The sequence below is a fragment of the Mesorhizobium sp. B2-4-3 genome (assembly GCF_006442815.1).
Classification (GTDB): Bacteria; Pseudomonadota; Alphaproteobacteria; order Rhizobiales; family Rhizobiaceae; genus Mesorhizobium.
In genome coordinates this window covers 43,442-61,653 of sequence record NZ_VFVL01000003.1, presented here as the reverse complement: position 1 = coordinate 61,653, position 18,212 = coordinate 43,442, and the positions used below count along the sequence as shown (strand labels likewise).

Sequence of the window (18,212 nt, the reverse complement as noted above, 5' to 3'; positions counted from 1 at the left end):
GCCTGCCGGTCCAGCTCAATGCGCCTCGTCCCAGTTGTTGGCGGCCCGCGCATCGACATGCAGCGGCACCGACATCGAGACCGCCGGCATCGGCGCGTTCTCCATGACGCGGCGCACGACGGGGATCGTCGCCTCGACCTCCGCTTCCACCGTCTCGAAGATCAGTTCGTCATGCACCTGCAACAGCATGCGGGCGGAGAGCTTCGCCTTGTCCAGCGCTTCTTCCATATGCACCATGGCGCGGCGGATGATGTCGGCGGCGGTGCCCTGGAGCCTGGCGTTGATCGAGGCGCGCTCGTTGAAGGCGCGCACCGACGGGTTGGAGGCCCTTATCTCCGGATAGTGGATGCGGCGGCCGAAGATGGTCTCGACGAAACCGTTTTCCCGCGCGTAGGCCTTGGTCTCCTCGATATAGTCGCGGATGCCCGGGAAGCGCTCGAAATAGCGCTTGATATAGGCGCCCGCCTCCTCGCGCGGAATCGAAAGCTGGTTGGCTAGCCCGAAGGCCGAGATGCCGTAGATGATGCCGAAATTGATTGCCTTGGCGCGCCGGCGTACCTCCGAAGGCATGCCTTCGACCGGTACGTTGAACATTTCCGACGCGGTGATGGCATGGATGTCGGCGCCGTCGGCGAAAGCCTGCTTGAGCTGCGGGATATCGGCGACATGGGCAAGAACGCGCAGCTCGATCTGGCTGTAGTCGGCCGAGACCAGCTTGTGGCCTTTTTCGGCGATGAAGGCGGTCCTGATCTTGCGGCCCTCCGCGGTGCGCACCGGGATGTTCTGCAGATTGGGATCGGAGGACGACAGACGCCCCGTCGTCGTCGCTGCCAGCGCGTAGGAGGTATGGACGCGGTTGGTGCCGGAGTTGATGAAGCCGGGCAGCGCGTCGGTGTAGGTCGATTTCAGCTTGGTCAGCTGGCGCCAGTCGACGATCTTGCGCGGCAGCTCGTGGCCTTCGGCGGCAAGGTCTTCCAGCAGCTGCGCCGAGGTCGACCACTGGCCGGTCTTGGTCTTCGAGCCGCCCGGCAGGCCCATCTTGCCAAACAGGATATCGCCGAGCTGCTTGGGCGAGCCGATGTTGATGCGTTCGCCGACGATCCCGTAGATTTCCTCTTCGACGCGGGCGGCGCCCTGCGCCAACTCGCCCGATAGCCGCGACAGGATCTGGCGGTCGACCGAGATGCCGCGCTGTTCCATCCGGGCGAGCACGGGCACCAGCGGCCTTTCCAGCCGCTCGTAGACGGAAACGAGGCCCTTGGCGGCCAACCTCGGCTTCAGCACCAGCCAGAGCTGCAACGCGATGTCGGCCTGCTCGGCAGCGTATCTCGTCGCGCGCTCGATATCGACCTGGTCGAAGCCGATGGCGCTCTTGCCCGAGCCGGCGAGCTCCTTCTTCGAGGCTGGCGCGTGGCCCAGCCACTTCTCCGACAGCGAGGCGAGGTCGTGACCGCCGGAGGTGCCGGCATCGAGCACGTAAGAGATCAGCATCGTGTCGTCGAACGGCCCGACCTCGATGCCGTGCCGGCCCATCACGACGATGTCGTATTTCATGTCCTGGACGATCTTGAGGACCGACCGGTCCTCGAGCAGCGGCTTCAACAGCGCCAGCGCCTCGCGGACCGGAATCTGGTTCTCCAGCATGCCGCCGCCGAGCAGGTCGCCATTGCCGCTCTTGTGGGCGAGCGGCACATAAACGGCGCGGCCAGGCGCGATCGCCATGGAAATGCCGATGAGATCGGCCTGCATCGGGTCGGACGAGCTGGTCTCGGCGTCGAGCGCAAGGATGCCGGCGTCGCGGGTTTCGGTGATCCAGGCCTTGAGCGTGGCCGTGTCACGAATGACGCTATAGGCCGAAGGATCGATCTTGCGCGCCGTCGCCTGTTCCAGCCGCAGCGCCGAGAGCAGCGATGGGGTGTCGCCCTGCGGCGGCGCGTCCTCGCCCCTTGTGGCAGGCGCGGCGGGTTTTGCGGCGTCGTTCGATTGAGGTGTCGGCTGTCGCGGCGATGCGCCGGCGCCGACATCGGGGCCATGCGCGGTATCGGCGCGCTCGACGGTAACGGCGGAGGCCTGGACGTCGCCGATCTCGGTCGCGGTCGCTTCGGCGACGCGTCGCGTCAGCGTGGTGAATTCCATCGTCTTCAGGAAGCCGATCAGCTTCGGGCCATCCGGCGCATGCAGGACAAGGTCGTCCAACCCTTCCCTCAGCGGCACGTCGTTCTTCAACGTCACCAACTCGCGCGAGATGCGCGCCTTGTCGGCATTGGCGATGATGGTCTCGCGGCGCTTGTCCTGCTTGATCTCGGAAGCGCGCGCCAGCAGCCCGTCGAGGTCGCCGAATTGTTCGAGCAATTGCGCCGCGGTCTTCGGGCCGATGCCGGGCACGCCCGGGACGTTGTCGACCGAGTCGCCGGTCAGCGCCTGCAGGTCGATCATCTTTTCCGGTGGCACGCCCCATTTCTCGATCACCTCGGGAATGCCGATCTGGCGATCCTTCATCGGGTCGTACATGCCGACGGTCGGACCGACCAGCTGCATCAGGTCCTTGTCGGAGGAGATGATGGTGGTGTCGGCGCCGGCTTCGCAAGCCAGCCGGCAATAAGTCGCGATGATATCGTCGGCCTCGAAACCCTCCGTCTCTATGCAAGGGACATTGAAGGCTGCGGTCGCCTGGCGGATCAGGCCGAATTGCGGGATCAGGTCCTCCGGCGGCGCAGAGCGGTTTGCCTTGTATTCGGGGTAGAAATCGCTGCGGAAGGTTTTCGACGAATAGTCGAAGATGACGGCGAAATGCGTCGGCACCACGCCGACATCGGTGTTGCGGGCGTCCTGCATCAGCTTCCACACCATGTTGCAGAAGCCGAGCACCGCGCCGGTCGGCAGGCCATCGGATTTGCGGTTCAGCGGCGGCAGCGCGTGATAGGCGCGGAAAATGTAGCCGGAGCCGTCGACGAGGAAGAGGTGATCGCCTTTTTTCATGCCGGCAGGGATAGCGCGGCCGGGCTTCGCGGTCCATGGCTAAGGCTGTGGAACCCACCGGTTCGGGCAACACCCCTGACACATCCTGTCCGGCTGGAAATCTGCCGCTCACGGGCATGTTACAAAAGTGTAATTTTGGTGCCCTTGAATCGCCACGTTCACAGACCCAAATACATGTCATCGGCAGTTTTCGCCGAAGTCCGGAGTAAGGCCCGTCCCCCGCCTATACCGGGCAACTGCGGCAGCCTATCCCCCCTCTCCGGGCTGCCGCAACGTTTCGAGTAAAGACCGCCGTGGTTCCCCCTCCACCACGGCGGTCTTCTTTTATCTTCCGGCAGGCATTCCCGCGCTTGGTCCAACGATCACGGCTTTTCGTTTCCGGTGTTGCCCTTTAGGGTCGGCCGAAAACTCGAAAGGTCTCCGCATGTCCAGAATCTCCCCCGTCCTCGACCGTCTCGACCAGAATCTCGACCAGAGCCTGGAGCGGCTGTTCGGCCTGCTCGGCATCAAGTCGATTTCCACCGACCCGGCCTTTGCCGCCGACTGCCGCAAGGGCGCCGAATGGCTGGTCGCCGAGCTCAAGCTGATCGGCTTCGACGCAAGCGTGCGCGACACGCCCGGACATCCGATGGTGGTGGCGCATCACGAGGGACCGGCAGGCGCGCCGCATGTGCTGTTCTACGGCCACTACGACGTCCAGCCGGTCGATCCGATCGAATTGTGGGAAACCGATCCGTTCGCACCGTCGATCAAGGAGATCGAGGCCGGCCGCAAGGTGATCACCGGCCGCGGCTCGGCCGACGACAAGGGGCAGTTGATGACCTTCGTCGAGGCCTGCCGCGCCTGGAAGCAGGTGCATGGCAATCTGCCGTGCCGCGTCACCATCCTGTTCGAGGGCGAGGAAGAATCCGGCTCGCCGTCGCTGAAGCCGTTCCTGGAAGCCAACGCCGCCGAGCTGAAGGCGGATTTCGCGCTGGTCTGCGACACCAGCATGTGGAACCGCGAGACGCCGTCGATCTGCGTGTCGCTGCGCGGCATGGTCGGCGAGGAGATCACCGTCAAGGCGGCCAACCGCGACCTGCATTCAGGCCTTTATGGCGGGCCGGCCGCCAATCCGATCCGCATCCTTGCCAAGGTGCTGGCCGACATCCACGACAAGGACGGCCATGTCACCATTCCGGGCTTCTATGACGGCGTCGAGGAGACGCCTTCGCAGGTGCTGAAATCCTGGGAAGGGCTCGGCGAGACGGCCGAGACCTTCCTCGGACCGGTCGGGCTTTCCATTCCGGCCGGCGAAAAGGGGCGCTCGGTGCTCGAGCTCACCTGGGCGCGGCCGACGGCGGAATTCAACGGCATCATCGGCGGCTATACCGGCAAGGGCTTCAAGACGGTGATCGCGGCGGAAGCGTCGGCGAAAGTGTCGTTCCGGCTCGTTCACAAGCAGGATCCGAAGAAGATCCGCGCCGCCTTCCAGGCCTTCGCGCGCGAGCGCATCCCGGGCGACTGCTCGGTCGAATTCCACCCGCATGGCGGCTCGCCGGCGATCCAGCTTTCCTATGACTCGCCGTTCCTGACCAAGGCCAAGGACGCGCTGTCGGACGAGTGGGAGAGGCAGGCCGTGACCACCGGCGGCGGTGGCTCGATCCCGGTGGTGGGCGATTTCCAGACCTATCTCGGCATGGAATCGCTGCTGGTCGGCTTCGGCCTCGACGACGACCGCATCCACTCGCCGAACGAGAAATACGAGCTGTCCTCGTTCCACAAGGGGCAGCGGTCCTGGGCGCGCATTCTCGATGCGCTGACCAGCTGAGCGAAAATCACGAAAGACTTGAGATTCAACTTTCTGTTGATTTTTCTCCGGATCGCGGCGAGGACGAATTAGCTAGCGCGAAGTGCTGCGGCATTGCCAGGATGCGCAACGCCGCAGGCGCGACCCGGAGAAGAGAATGACCGATATCCGTTTCCACAAAAACGATCTGCCTGACCTCACCCGCTATGATGTCGGGGCGGTGGCCATCGACACGGAAACGCTGGGGCTCAACCCGCATCGCGACCGGCTCTGCGTGGTGCAGATTTCGCCCGGCGACGGCAGCGCCGATGTCATCCAGATCGCTTCAGGCCAGAAAGAGGCGCCGAACCTCGCCAGCCTGTTGAGAAACAACGCTATCACCAAGCTGTTCCACTACGGCCGCTTCGACATCGCCGTGCTCTACAACGCCTTCGGCGTGATGGCGGAGCCGGTGTTCTGCACCAAGATCGCCTCGCGGCTCACCCGCACCTATACCGACCGGCATGGACTGAAAGATCTCTGCAACGAATTGCTCGGGATCGGCCTGTCGAAAGCGCAGCAATCCTCGGATTGGGCGGCGGAAACGCTCTCGCCCGAACAGCTCGAATATGCCGCCTCCGACGTGCTCTATTTGCATCGTCTGCGCGAGGTGCTCGCGGCGCGCCTGGCGCGCGAGAACCGCACCAAGGAGGCGGACGCCTGCTTCCGTTTCCTGCCGACGCGCGCCAAGCTCGACCTGATGGGCTGGGCCGAGGAAGACATCTTCGCGCACAGCTGACGGAACCCGGCGCGCCCAGGGACGTTCATGCCGGTCTATGCAGGGCCGGCTCGCGGCGGGGCCGGTTCATGGAGGGAGTGACATGGCAGAGCGCAAATCGATAGAAAGCGCGCCGAAGGACGGCTCGAAGGTCACCATCCTGTGGAAGGACGGCGACGGCGTCGTCAACGAATCCATCGGTCAGTATCGCGACGGCGGCTGGTGGGTCTACACCGACAGCGACACGCAAAAGAAGGTCGATCCGACGAGCTGGCGTCCGGCATCGGGCGATGACGACGACCAGTAGTCGCCCGCGGCCTGTCATTTCAAAGCAGGCGTGAGACTTGGTCGCAACGAGGGGACGCAATGAGGCAGAACACGCTCTATCTGATCATCGGGGCGCTTGTCGTCGTGGTCATCGCGCTCGGCATCTATGTCTATCGCGAGCAGACCAGGCCGAAAGGCGTCGAGCTCAAGATCGACGACAAGGGCATTTCGATCCAGCAGAATTGAGCATGGTGGCCAGCCGGAAGAGGCTGGCGCCGCGAGGGGCTAGACTGGCTTTGCGAGACGACATTGCGCCGGGGGGATTTCGGCCGGAGATACAGGGGCTGCGCGGCCTGGCCGTAGCCTTTGTGGTGATCTTCCATATCTGGCCGGCAGCACTTCCCGGCGGCTATGTCGGGGTCGACATCTTCTTCGTCATCTCCGGCTTCCTGATCACCGGCCTGCTTACGCGCATGGTGCTGAGCGATAGCGGCATCTCGCTTGTCGGCTTCTACACGCGCCGGGTCAGGCGATTGCTGCCGGCGGCGATCGTCGCGCTCTTCGTCACGCTGGCGGGAACGCTGCTGTTTGTGTCGGACGCCTGGTGGGAAGAAACCGCCAAGCAGGTGATTGCAAGCGCGCTCTACGTGCAGAACTGGCGGCTTGCCGAGCAGGCCGTGGACTATCTCGGCGCCGAGGACGCGCCGAGCCCGGTGCAGCATTTCTGGTCGCTGTCGATCGAGGAGCAGTTCTACATCGTCTGGCCTGTGCTGATGATCGCTGCGCTGTGGTGGGCCAGGCGTCGCGGGCACTCGCCCGTGCAAATACTTACCTTCGTGCTCGGCGCGATCCTGGCGGGCTCGCTCGCGGCTTCCGTCGCTCTCACCCGATCCGATCCGGCATGGGCCTATTTCGTCACCCACACCCGGGTCTGGGAACTGGCCCTTGGCGGGCTCCTGGCGCTGACCCTCGACCGGTTCCAGGCGAACGGACGCGTGCGGGCGACGATGGCTGCCGCCGGTATGCTGGCCGCGCTCGCGTCGGCGATGCTGTTTTCGAGATCGACCGATTTTCCGGGCTTCAAGGCGCTGCTGCCGACGCTCGGCGCGGCGCTGATCATTGCGGCCGGCAGCGTACGCATTGGCCGCTTCCGCGGCCTGGATATCGCGGTGCTGCGCTATGTCGGCGATCGCTCCTACTCGATCTATCTGTGGCATTGGCCGTTGATCATTTTTTACGCCGCGCAGCGCGGCGCCATCGACCTTGCCGATGGTCTTCTGCTGATCGTCGCCACCCTGGTGGTTTCCGAACTCTCCTATCGCTTCGTCGAAGAGCCCTATCGCCATTCGCGCACGTCCCCGGCATGGCGGCCGCTGATCGACGGCACGGTGGCGGTGGGGTTGTGCGTGGCGGTGGCCGGCGGACTCGTCCATGCGATCGACCGGCAGCCCATCGATACCAGCCTGATCGGAACGCCGAATTATCCGGGACCTGCGGCCCTGCTGGCGAACGCTGTCGTTCCCGAGGGCGTCGAGCCGCTGCCACCTTTGAGCAAGATCGGCAGCGATGTGCCCGTCATCTACGGGATGAAATGTCATCAGGAGCAGAAGGGGACCGATGCGACCGGTTGCCCACTCGGCGACCCGGCTGGGACGAGGACCATTGTCATGATGGGCGATTCCCACGCGGCGCAATGGGTGCCGGCAATCGACAAAATCGCCAAAGACAGAAAATGGAAGCTCGTCAGCTTCACCAAGGCGGCATGCCCGGTAACCCGGCTCACCATCCTTGACGACGGCAAGCCGTATGAGCAATGCGCGCTGTGGCGGGAGAAAGTTCTCGCCGAAATTGCGAAATTGAAGCCCGATTTCGTGTTCACCAGCCAGAGCAACTACGCCAGCGTTGCGCAGGACGCGATGATCGAGGGGCTGCGCAGCGTCTGGAGCGAGCTTACAAGCCAGGGCGTCCGCGTCGTCGCCATCCGCAACACGCCTTTCAGCCTGTTCGACCCGCGCAATTGCCTGGGAACCGATCCCGGCAAATGCATCAATCCGCGCAACGAGGTCGAACGGGAAAACATCTATGCGCTCGCCGCCCGGTCCGTACCGGGGGTGAGCGTGGTCGACATGAACGATGCGCTATGCGGCAAGGAGAGCTGCCCGGCGGTGGTCGGCAACATTGTCGTGCTGCGCGACAACCATCATCTGACGGCAACCTACGCGTTGGCGCTGGCGCCCTATCTGGCCAAGGCAGCGGGACTTTGAGCAACCATCCACTCGTAATCATGCGGCGCCCCGCAATGGACCGACTGCGAAAGATAGCGCGAGACCGTTGGATTTAGAAAATCGTAAGGGTTTTCAAAAGGCTGCATAAACCCTGCTTTAACCCGCCTTTAAACCGCCGCATCTAGTCTTCAACCCGAACGCCATCGGCACCCGGGGGCAGGCTAGCAAGAGCGCATGGCGAACCGCAGAGACAGTCGCATCGAACCGAGCTTCGAGGGATCGCCGCGCGCGAAATCCTCCGAAGGCTTTTCGGTGAGCGAGGAGGATCGCGCCGTGCCGGGCAGTCGTAAATCCGCTTCGAAAGGCAGGTCCGCCAAGGCGAAATCGCGCGGCCGCGGCCGTGGTCGCGACCGCAATCGGCGCGGGCTGCTCGGTATCGCCACGCGGCTTGCCTACTGGTGCTTCGTGCTCTGCATCTGGGGCGGTATCGCGGCGGCCGGCATCGTCGTCTATTACGGCGCCAAGATGCCGGCTGCGACGACGTGGTCGGTCCCAGACCGTGCGCCGAATATCAAGATCGTCTCGGTCGATGGCGCGCTGATCGCCAATCGCGGCGCGTCGGGCGGCGAGGCCGTCGGCCTGCACGAAATGTCGCCCTATATCCCGGAGGCCGTGGTCGCCATCGAGGACCGGCGCTTCTATTCGCATTTCGGCATCGACCCGATCGGCCTGTCGCGCGCCATGGTCGCCAATCTGCTTGGCGGCCATTTCTCGCAGGGCGGCTCGACGCTGACGCAGCAGCTGGCCAAGAACCTGTTCCTGACGCCGGACCGCACGCTGGAGCGCAAGGTCCAGGAAGTGCTGCTCGCGCTGTGGCTCGAGCACAAGCACAGCAAGGATCAGATCCTCGAAATGTACCTCAACCGGGTCTATTTCGGCTCGGGCGCCTATGGCGTCGAGGCGGCCTCGCGGCGCTATTTCGGCAAGAGCGCGCGCGACGTGACGCTTTCGGAAGCCGCGTTGCTGGCGGGGCTGCTCAAGGCGCCGTCCAAGCTGTCGCCGGCGCGCGACCCGAAGGCGGCCGAGGAGCGGGCGCAGCTCGTGCTGGCGGCCATGCGCGAGACCGGCAAGATCAGCGACAAGGAATACAAGACGGCGCTGAGCGCGCCGGCGACGCGAGCGCCGTCCTACTGGACCGGCTCGGAAAACTATGTCGCCGATACGGTGATGGACGAGCTCCCGGATCTCATCGGCGACGTTCGCGGCGACATCGTCATCAACACCACGGTCGACCTCAACCTGCAGAAGCTTGCCGAACAGTCGATCCGCCGACTGATCGACGAGAGCGGCAAGAAGCTCAACGTCACGCAAGGCGCGCTGGTGTCGATCGACGATTCCGGCGCGGTGCGCGCAATGGTCGGCGGCTATGATTATTCGACCAGCCAGTTCGACCGCGCCTCGGAAGCGCGCCGGCAGCCCGGCTCGGCCTTCAAGCCCTTCGTCTATATGGCGGCGCTGGAAGCCGGCCGCACGCCGGACAGCATCCGTAACGACGCGCCGATCAAGATCGGCAAATGGACGCCGGACAATTACGGCGGCAAATATTACGGCAAGGTGACGCTGGCGACGGCTTTGGCCAAGTCGCTCAACTCAGTGGCGGCCCAGCTCACCATGGAGGTCGGCCCCGACGCCGTGGTGGAAGCCGCGCATCGCATGGGCATCCAGTCGGACCTGCAGGCCAACACCTCGATCGCGCTCGGCACCTCGGAGGTGACGCCGCTGGAACTGACCTCGGCCTATGTGCCTTTCGCCAATGGCGGCTACAAGCCGGACATCCACTTCATCCAGCGCATCACCACCGCCAACGGCAAGGTGCTCTACGAGAACAATGGCGGCAGCGCGCCGCGCGTCGTCAAGGCCGATATCGTCGGCATGATGAACTCGATGATGACGGGCACGGTCGAGGTCGGCACGGCCAGGAAGGCGGCGTTCAACTGGCCGTCGGCCGGCAAGACCGGCACCAGCCAGAACTCGCGCGATGCCTGGTTCGTCGGCTACACCGCCAATCTCACCACGGGCGTATGGTTCGGCAATGACGACGGCAGCCCGATGAAGAAGGTCACGGGCGGCGCGTTGCCGGCGCAGGCCTGGCACGAATTCATGGTGGCGGCGCATGAAGGCGTGCCGGTCAGGCCGCTGCCCGGCACCTGGAAGTCGACGCCGTCCGATACGATCGTGCCGGACGAAATCCCGTCGGCGGACGCCTCGCAGCCGCCGCCGGCGCCGCCCGCTGCCGTCGGCCAGTCACAGCCGGCCGCTACATCGCAGCCTGTCACCCGGGCGCCCGCGCGTCCGGTGCGGACCACGCGACCTGCCGAGACCGTCGATGCCGGCGGCTTCGGCATGCCGAGCGACAGCGGCGAGACCGCCTCGATCAAGCATCCCGTGCCGCCCGGCAATGTCGGCGGCCCGACGAAAAAGCGCCAGACTTCGATTCTCGATATACTGGGCGGGGGTTAGGCAATGGCCGGCGAACCGGCGGAGCCGGCTGATCTGAAGGCATACAAGCATCTAAGCAACTGGCAGTGGCTCCTGCTGCTCGGTATGACTGTTAGTGTCGTGGTCATTCGGCATCTGCCGTACCTCCACTACCCCAATCCGGCATATCTCGATCAGGAAAGAATCGGCGCGATTTACGGCTCCGTCATCATGGGGTTTTTGTTGCCTTATGGGATTGCCTGGGGTGTTGCGCGGCTGGCCAGGCGGTCGCGCAACACTTTCCTCGCGGTTCTCTGGACATTGTCGGGTCTGGTCTTCCTTCTCAATATCGGCCTGCATGTGGCGTGCCCGACCTGCTATTGAATGACGATTTCCGGCCGGCCTTGTGATCTCTGGTGGCCCCTCGCCATTATAACCATATTCGGCTAGATCACGCGCCGGAGACCGCGACATGGCCGAGACTGACAGCAGAAAAACCATTGTGCTCACCGGCGCCAGCCGCGGCATCGGCCATGCGACGGTGAAGCGCTTTTCGCGCGAGGGCTGGCGCGTCATCACCTGCTCGCGGCAGGCTTTCGCCGAGGATTGTCCGTGGCCGGCCGGCCCCGAGGACCACATCAAGGTCGACCTCGCCGACCAGGAAGACGTCGGCATCGCCGTTTCGGAAATCCGTCACCGGCTGGAGGCGCATGGCGGACAGCTGCACGCCCTGGTCAACAATGCCGGCATCTCGCCGAAGCTGAAAGACGGCAGGCGCATGGACTCGATCGAGACGCCGATGCATGTCTGGCGCGACGTGTTCCAGGTCAATTTCTTCGCGCCGATCATGCTGGCGAGGGGGCTGTTCAAGGAACTCGCCGCTGCCAAGGGCTCGATCGTCAACGTCACCTCGATCGCCGGCACCCGCGTGCATCCGTTCGCCGGCACGGCCTATGCCACATCGAAAGCGGCGCTGGGCTCGCTGACGCGCGAGATGGCGCATGACTTCGGCCCGCACGGCATCCGCGTCAACGCGATCGCGCCGGGCGAGATCGACACCGCGATCCTTTCGCCCGGCACCGACAGAATAGTCGAGACGATCCCGCTGAGACGGCTGGGCGCCACTTCGGAAGTGGCCGACATCATCTTCTTCCTGTGCTCGGGCCAGGCGTCCTACGTCACCGGCTCGGAAATCCACATCAATGGCGGCCAGCACGTTTGATTGGCTGACTTCAGGCCATGGTGACAACAGCCTTGCCGCTGAAGCTGCGTTGCCGCAGCGCGTCCAGGGCTTGGCCGATGTCCGTCCACGGCACGGTCATCGCTACGCGGGTCTCCAGCCGACCGGCCGCGACCAGATCGAGCAGCGTGGCGATGTCGGCGCCGATGGCCGAGCCGGACGTATAGTAGGCGAAAGTCTGGAGCCTTGCGCCCTCGTGGCCCGGAACGAACTGTCTGAATCCGATCGGCGTGAGCTCGCCGCTGCTCGAGCCGAACATGACGACAGTCCCGCCGGGCGCGACACGCTCGATCGCGTCGGCGAGGCTTTTGCCGCCGACCGACTCGGTGATCAATGAAAATAGTCCCCCGGCCAGTTCGATCGACTCGACGACCTGCCCGGCGCCCAGATCGCGAAGATCATCGTGGTGCCGGGCCGAGGCGATCGCCGTCACCGAAGCGCCTTGCTCGCGGGCGATCTGGACCTGGAAGCGGCCGACCGCGCCGCTCGCGCCGGTGATCAGGACCCGCTGGTCGGCGAGGTCGCCGCCATGGCGCAAAGTTCTCAGCGCCGTCGTGCCCGCCACCGGGAGCGTGGTTGCGTCGGCGAAGCTGACCGCGTCCGGCACGACGGCAAGGCGGTCGGTCGGAACGGCGACGCGCTCGGCCCAGCCGGCCTGGTCGACCAAGGCGGCAACGCGCGTGCCCGCGGCCGGGCCTGAACCATCGGCCGCCGCGCGCTCGACAATGCCGACGATGTCCTGGCCAGGTATCCAGCCGTCGGGACGTATGCCGAGCAGGCGCAGCTCACCACGATTCAATGATGTTGCATGAACAGCTACCAATGCTTCATTCGTATTGCAGCTTGGCTCATCAATTTCGGCGAGCTTCAGCCTGTTCGGACTGTCTGAAGAGATAGCGAGAGCAAACATAGGCCACCTTGACGCTCGAGCGCCGCGATCGATTGCGAACGGAAACGGCTCGAAACCTATCGACTTTCGCGGCTGTTGAATTTAGAGATAAAGACAAATGATCGCTAAAAGACGTCAGATATGAGACAACCGCTCCGCTGGCCCTGGCTGGATTTCGACGTCGACGACGTGGCCGCGCCGGCGATCGCCGTTGGCGTCGATGTCACCGGGACCAAGGCCGAGGTGCCGGCGCATTGGCATCGCAAAGGGCAGCTCGTCTTCGCGCTCGGCGGCGGCGTCACCTGCCGCGTTCCGAGCGGGCTTTGGATGGTGCCGCCGCATTGCGGGGTGTGGGTGCCGAGCCGCATGGAACACAGCAACATCGCGACGGCGAATGCGCGGATTTTCTTCGTCTATATCGAGCCGGGCGCCGCCGAGTTGCCGGACCGGTGCTGCACGCTATCGATCTCGCCGCTGCTGCGCGAATTGATCATCGAGCTATCGGAATGCGCGCCGGACGAGCCGAGATGCGATTTCCTGGGAAAGGTTCTGCTTGCCGAGCTGCCGCTTATGCCGGTTCAGCAGTTGCACCTGCCGATCTCGGCCGAGCCCCGGCTGCGACGGATCGCCGAAGCGTTGGCGGACGACCCCGCCGATCGCAGCACCTTGGCCGGTTGGGCAGGCCGCGTCGCGCTTAGCGAAAGCAGCCTGGCGCGTCTCGTGGCGAAGGAGACGGGCCTGAGTTTCGGGCGCTGGCGCCAGCAGCTGCACCTGATCGTGGCGCTCAGGGAACTGTCCGCCGGCGCCAGCGTGCAGCAGGTGTCGGGCGATCTCGGCTATGAATCCGTCACCGCCTTCATCACCATGTTCAAGAAGGCGCTGGGCAAGCCGCCGGCGAAATATCTCAGCGATATCGCGCAGCACGGCGGCTCCGCGTTCGTGGCGTGATGCCAATCAAGCAGGCTGCGGATCGATCTCCATGGCAGACCCGGCTGGATCCCTGGCCTTGCCCGTCACAACCTCGACGATGCCGCGGGCGATCTCGCGCTCGCCCATGATGACGGTGTCGGCGCCGAGGCCTTTCAGATGCTCGACCTCGGCGTCGGAATGCGCGCGGGCAATGACGTTGATCGCCGGATTGGCCGCGCGGGCCCTGAGCACAACCTGCCCCGCCTCGAAGGCGTTGGGGATGGCGAGGATAAGCCGCCTGGCACCTTCCGGGTTGGCGGCCGAGAAGACGTCCGCATTGGCGGCGTTGCCGGCGACGGTCTCGACGCCGTCGTCGCGCAGCTTCGCCAGCGTCTTGTCGGCATCCTCGATGACCAGGAAGGGCAGGGCGGCGTCCTTCAGCGCGGCACCCACCAGGCTGCCGACGCGGCCATAGCCGATCAGGATGGAATGGCCGGCAAGCGCCGTCTTCGGCGGCGGGCCATCTTCCTCTCCCAGGGCCGCCGACACCGAGGCGACCTGGCCGGGCTCGGTCGCCGGGCCGATTGGTCGCTGCTCCACGGCCGGCGCTGCCTTGCCGGTGCGCTTTTCGAGCCACGGCTTCATCCAGTCGACGACCAGGAACATCAGCGGATTGAGCAGGATCGACAGAATGGCGCCGGCCAGGATCAGGTCGCGGCCCTGCTCTGGCAACAGTTTAAGGCCGACGCCAAGCTCGGCCAGGATGAAGGAAAATTCGCCGATCTGGGCAAGGCTCGCCGAAATCATCAGCGCGGTGGCGATCGGGTAGCGGAAAGCGAGCACGATGACGAAGGCCGCGATCGACTTGCCGATGACGATGATGGCCAAGGTGGCGAGGATGGGCAGGCCGTTGCTGATCAGGCTGAACGGGTCGAACAGCATGCCGACCGAGACGAAGAACAGCACCGAGAAGGCGTCGCGCAGCGGCAGCGATTCTTCCGCCGCGCGGTGGCTGAGCTCGGATTCGCTCATGATCATGCCGGCGAAGAAGGCGCCGAGCGCCAGCGAGACGCCGAACAGCTTCGCCGCGCCGAAGGCGACGCCGAGCGCTATGGCAAGCACGGCGAGCCGGAACAATTCCCGGGAGCCGGTATGGGCGACGTAATGCAGGATCCATGGAATGACCCTGCGGCCGACCACCAGCATGACGACGACGAAGGCGGCGACCTTGGCGAGCGTGATGCCGACCACGCCCCATATGCCGTAGCTGGCGGGCAGCGAGAGCAGGCTCGCATGGTCGTCGACCTGCGGCTGGCCGCCAAGCACGCCGGCGAGCGCCGGCAAAAGCACCAGCGCCAGCACCATGGCGAGATCCTCGACGATCAGCCAGCCGACGGCGATGCGGCCGCGTTCGGTCTCGATCAGCCGCCGCTCCTGCAACGCGCGCAAAAGCACCACAGTCGAGGCGACCGACAGCGCGAGGCCAAAGACCAGGCCGGCGCCCAGCGACCAGCCGAGCAGCCAGGCAAGCCCAACGCCAAGCAAGGTGGCAAAACCGATCTGCACGATGGCGCCCGGCACCGCGATGGCGCGGACGGACAGAAGGTCCTTCAGCGAAAAATGCAGGCCGACGCCGAACATCAGAAGAATGACGCCGATTTCCGCGAGCTCGTTGGCCAGGCTGGCATCGGCGACGAAGCCGGGCGTGTTGGGGCCGACCAGGACGCCGGCGACAAGATAGCCGACAAGCGGCGGGATGCGGAAACGGTTGGCTAAAGCCCCGAAGACAAAAGCAAGCCCCAGACCGGCGACGATGGTGGCGATAAGGGGCGTGTCATGCGGCATTGTCTATGGAGCGCCTTTCGAAAAATCGCGATGTCGGATGGGCGCCCGCCGAGGCCGTCGCCTTCGGCAATATGGTGGAGGGAGCGGCGATGATGCAACCATCGCCGTGCAGAAATCGACGCCGAAGCAGGGCGCGCCGCCCAAAATCAGCGCCACGCCGCCAAAGCGGCGGCTTCGAGACTCTATTTGCCTCGAAGCTGCTTTCCTTCCGCCGCTTTATGCCGCCTGCAGCAAGTTCTCGATCTCGGAAATGGTGTGATTGGTGAGCGTCTTCGGGATTTCGGCCTGCACTTTCTCGCCGACTTTCTTGTGCAGCTTCTGGCGCATCTCGCCAAGCACCTGCGGCGGCGCGATCAGCACGACGGCGTCGAACTCGCCGCGGTGCGCCAGCTTGTAGAGCCGGTCGGCGATGTCGACGGCGAAGCGTTCCTTGCCGAGACGATGCCAGTCGGTCTCCTCGATGGCGCTGCGAGGACCCTCGTTGCCGTACCGGCCCGGCTTGTCCGTGCCCTGCTCGCGCGTAGCGGGGTTGTCCTGCTCCATCTCCTGCACCACCTCCAGTTTCGGGAACTTGGCGTCGCCCTGGTTGCGCAGGAAGAGCGCCTTCTCGCCGTCAGCCACGATGACCCACAATCCGTGTTTCAGCTTGATGCTCATGGCGTTCCTCCTTGCCTGCTGCTTGCCGATAGATGGAGCTTGGGATCGGCAAATGGATTGCTAGGCAAACGAGCCGCGAGGCATGATTGTTCCGATCCGGCGGTGGCGCCTCGATCGCTCCGGCAGACACGGCCAAGCGCCGATCCCGCAGGGTCGGCTTTAATCTACTAACTTAGTAGAATTTGGGAAAAATTGTTTTGCGGCTTTCCAGGCAAGGCGCTAAAAATTGCGGCGGATCAAGGCAGTTTCTCATGCTGTTCTGATTGCTTCATTCTCAAAGTAGAATTTTTTTCTCTTGCCCTTCGCGGTTGCGAAAAAGCGATTGCCTGCCGTTCGGCGGCGCGCGAGTGCTTGCCTTCTGATTTTTGGCGTGGCCGCGTAAAACTGCCAAACTGTTTCAGTATTGCTCATCGTCATGTCGCCAGCCAACGCCAAGCTCAATACCTTTCCCGTCTTCATGCGGGTCGACGGCGAAGCCGTAGCCATCGTCGGCAATGGCGAGGAAGCGCTCGCCAAGGCGCGACTGCTTTCGCAATCGAGCGCGGTGCTGCGCATCGTTGCCGACGATGCAAGCGACGGCCTGCTTGATTTCATCGCGTCGGCCGGCGCCATTCACATCAACGCGGCCTACGAGGTCGCGCATCTCCAAGGCGCTGCCCTGGCGTTCGCCGCAAGCGGCGACGAGGCGCTCGATCGCCGCGTCGTCGAGGACGCGCGCCGGCTGGGCATTGTGGTCAACGCCGTGGACCGTCCGGAGCTTTGCGATTTCTTCACCCCGGCGCTGGTCAACCGAGCGCCGGTGGCGATCGCCATCGGCACCGAGGGCGCCGGGCCGGTTCTGGCGCAGATGCTGCGCGGGCGTATCGACCGCATGCTGCCGCCGTCGCTCGGCCGGCTGGCCGCACTTGCAGCGTCTTTCCGCACTGCGGCCGAGACGCTGCCGAAGGGCAATCGCCGCCGCCGCTTCTGGAGCGATTTCTTTGCCGGCGCGCCGGCAAAGGCCACTGAAGCCGGGGAACTCGCCGAGGCGCATGGCGCGGCGCTCGAGCTTTTGGCTCAGGATGCTCCGGTCGGCGGACACATCGCGCTGGTCGGCGCCGGTCCGGGCGCGGAGGACCTTTTGACTTTGCGCGCGCATCGCCTGCTGATGGAAGCCGATGCCATCGTCCACGACGCGCTGGTGCCGGAGGCGATCGTCGCCATGGGTCGCCGCGACGCCGAGCGCCTGCCGGTCGGCAAGCGCAAGGGCTGCCATTCCAAGAGCCAGGAAGAGATCAACGCGCTGCTCATCGAGCTGGGCCGCGCCGGCAAGCGCGTGGTGCGGCTGAAGTCCGGCGATCCGCTGGTGTTCGGACGCGCCGGCGAGGAAATGGCAGCACTTCGCGAGGCCGGGATCGCCTATGAGGTGGTTCCGGGCGTCACCGCCGCTTTTGCCGCCGCCGCCGATTTCGAGCTGCCGCTGACACTGCGCGGCGTTTCGTCCTCAATGGTGTTCACCACCGGCCACGATCTCAAGGGCAACTCGCTGCCCGACTGGGCCAAGCTCGCCATCTCGGGTGCGACCGTCGCCGTCTATATGGGCCGTTCGGTCGCGGCTGAGGTCGCCGGCCGGCTGATCGAAGCGGGGCTGTCGCCGGACACGGCGGTTGCCGTCGTCGAGAATGCCAGCCTCGGCAACCGCCGCCGTTTCCACGGCACGCTGGCCGACCTGCCGTCGCTGGAAGAGCGCGCCGACCTCACCGGCCCGGTGATGACGATCATCGGCGACGCCGTTGCCGGCGCCAATTTTGAACAGTCCGAGCCGCTCGCGGCACATAAGCATGAGGGCGCGGTTTCAGCCGTCGCCCAAGGAGTTGAGCAATGAAGGTACTGACCGCGAACAGGCTCTCCGACGGCATCGCCGTTTGGTACGCCGATGGCGGCTGGGCGGAGACCGTAGGTCACGCCGATATCGCGCATGACAAGACGGCGGAGGACCGGCTCGAAGCGATCGGCGCCGCTGCCGCTGCCAACAATGAAGTTCTGGACGTCAACGTGATCGACGTCACCATTGTCGATGGCCTGGTGGAGCCGGTGCGGTTGCGCGAGAAGATCCGCGCCGCTGGCCCGACCATCCACCCCGATCTCGGCAAGCAAGCGGCGCGGGCGGCTTAAATCCAAGGTAGGCAGCGGGCGGA

Annotated in this window: 16 protein-coding genes; 11 read left to right on the top strand and 5 right to left on the bottom strand. The window is 64.8% G+C overall.

Annotated elements, in window-relative coordinates:
* Window positions 1-15 precede the first annotated feature (15 nt).
* Window positions 16-2,979, bottom strand: a complete 2,964-nt coding sequence (polA, locus tag FJ956_RS04370; protein WP_140674089.1) for a DNA polymerase I — start codon at window positions 2,977-2,979, stop codon at window positions 16-18.
* A gap of 424 nt (window positions 2,980-3,403) precedes the next feature.
* Here polA and FJ956_RS04365 point away from each other — a divergent pair, with 424 nt between their 5' ends.
* From FJ956_RS04365 to FJ956_RS04330, 8 genes are all read left to right on the top strand, one after another.
* Complete coding sequence (locus FJ956_RS04365; RefSeq protein WP_140674092.1) at window positions 3,404-4,789, top strand: M20/M25/M40 family metallo-hydrolase; 1,386 nt, start codon at window positions 3,404-3,406, stop codon at window positions 4,787-4,789.
* 136 nt (window positions 4,790-4,925) lie between these two features.
* Entirely contained in the window at window positions 4,926-5,546 is a 621-nt protein-coding gene (locus FJ956_RS04360) for a ribonuclease D (RefSeq protein WP_140674094.1), read from the top strand.
* Between the two features lie 82 nt (window positions 5,547-5,628).
* Window positions 5,629-5,832 carry a hypothetical protein gene (locus FJ956_RS04355; RefSeq protein WP_140674096.1) on the top strand — a complete coding sequence of 68 codons (204 nt, stop codon included), beginning with the start codon at window positions 5,629-5,631 and terminating at the stop codon, window positions 5,830-5,832.
* A 59-nt stretch (window positions 5,833-5,891) separates the two neighbouring features.
* Complete coding sequence (locus FJ956_RS04350; protein WP_140674098.1) at window positions 5,892-6,038, top strand: hypothetical protein; 147 nt, start codon at window positions 5,892-5,894, stop codon at window positions 6,036-6,038.
* Window positions 6,039-6,088: 50 nt separating this feature from the next.
* Window positions 6,089-8,056, top strand: coding sequence for an acyltransferase family protein (locus FJ956_RS04345; protein WP_181170113.1), 1,968 nt, complete (start codon window positions 6,089-6,091; stop codon window positions 8,054-8,056).
* Between the two features lie 195 nt (window positions 8,057-8,251).
* Window positions 8,252-10,537, top strand: coding sequence for a transglycosylase domain-containing protein (locus FJ956_RS04340; RefSeq protein ID WP_140674102.1), 2,286 nt, complete (start codon window positions 8,252-8,254; stop codon window positions 10,535-10,537).
* A gap of 3 nt (window positions 10,538-10,540) precedes the next feature.
* Window positions 10,541-10,879 (top strand): hypothetical protein, encoded by a 339-nt coding sequence (locus FJ956_RS04335; RefSeq protein ID WP_140674104.1) that lies wholly within the window; start codon window positions 10,541-10,543, stop codon window positions 10,877-10,879.
* 88 nt (window positions 10,880-10,967) lie between these two features.
* On the top strand, window positions 10,968-11,717 hold the full coding sequence (locus FJ956_RS04330; RefSeq protein ID WP_095769240.1) for an SDR family oxidoreductase: 750 nt from the start codon (window positions 10,968-10,970) through the stop codon (window positions 11,715-11,717).
* A gap of 10 nt (window positions 11,718-11,727) precedes the next feature.
* On the opposite strand, the gene FJ956_RS04325 is transcribed toward FJ956_RS04330, so the two are convergent.
* On the bottom strand, window positions 11,728-12,645 hold the full coding sequence (locus FJ956_RS04325; RefSeq protein WP_140674106.1) for a zinc-binding dehydrogenase: 918 nt from the start codon (window positions 12,643-12,645) through the stop codon (window positions 11,728-11,730).
* Window positions 12,646-12,765: 120 nt separating this feature from the next.
* Between FJ956_RS04325 and FJ956_RS04320 the strand changes: the two genes are divergently transcribed.
* The gene (locus FJ956_RS04320; protein WP_140674108.1) at window positions 12,766-13,572 is read left to right on the top strand and encodes a helix-turn-helix transcriptional regulator; all 807 of its coding nucleotides are present in this window, start codon (window positions 12,766-12,768) and stop codon (window positions 13,570-13,572) included.
* A 6-nt stretch (window positions 13,573-13,578) separates the two neighbouring features.
* Here FJ956_RS04320 and ybaL read toward each other — a convergent pair whose 3' ends face one another.
* The 3 genes from ybaL to FJ956_RS30430 all read right to left on the bottom strand — a co-directional run bounded on the left by ybaL (window position 13,579) and on the right by FJ956_RS30430 (window position 16,446).
* On the bottom strand, window positions 13,579-15,378 hold the full coding sequence (gene ybaL / locus FJ956_RS04315; RefSeq protein WP_140674110.1) for a YbaL family putative K(+) efflux transporter: 1,800 nt from the start codon (window positions 15,376-15,378) through the stop codon (window positions 13,579-13,581).
* Window positions 15,379-15,594: 216 nt separating this feature from the next.
* Complete coding sequence (locus tag FJ956_RS04310) at window positions 15,595-16,035, bottom strand: host attachment family protein (protein ID WP_140674112.1); 441 nt, start codon at window positions 16,033-16,035, stop codon at window positions 15,595-15,597.
* Between the two features lie 249 nt (window positions 16,036-16,284).
* Complete coding sequence (locus FJ956_RS30430) at window positions 16,285-16,446, bottom strand: hypothetical protein (RefSeq protein ID WP_181170114.1); 162 nt, start codon at window positions 16,444-16,446, stop codon at window positions 16,285-16,287.
* A gap of 4 nt (window positions 16,447-16,450) precedes the next feature.
* Here FJ956_RS30430 and cysG point away from each other — a divergent pair, with 4 nt between their 5' ends.
* A complete protein-coding gene (gene cysG / locus FJ956_RS04305; RefSeq protein ID WP_140674114.1) occupies window positions 16,451-17,899 on the top strand; it encodes a siroheme synthase CysG in 1,449 nt (482 codons plus the stop codon).
* Window positions 17,896-18,189, top strand: coding sequence for a DUF2849 domain-containing protein (locus FJ956_RS04300; RefSeq protein WP_140674116.1), 294 nt, complete (start codon window positions 17,896-17,898; stop codon window positions 18,187-18,189). The genes cysG and FJ956_RS04300 overlap by 4 nt, the downstream gene beginning before the upstream one ends.
* Window positions 18,190-18,212 lie beyond the last annotated feature (23 nt).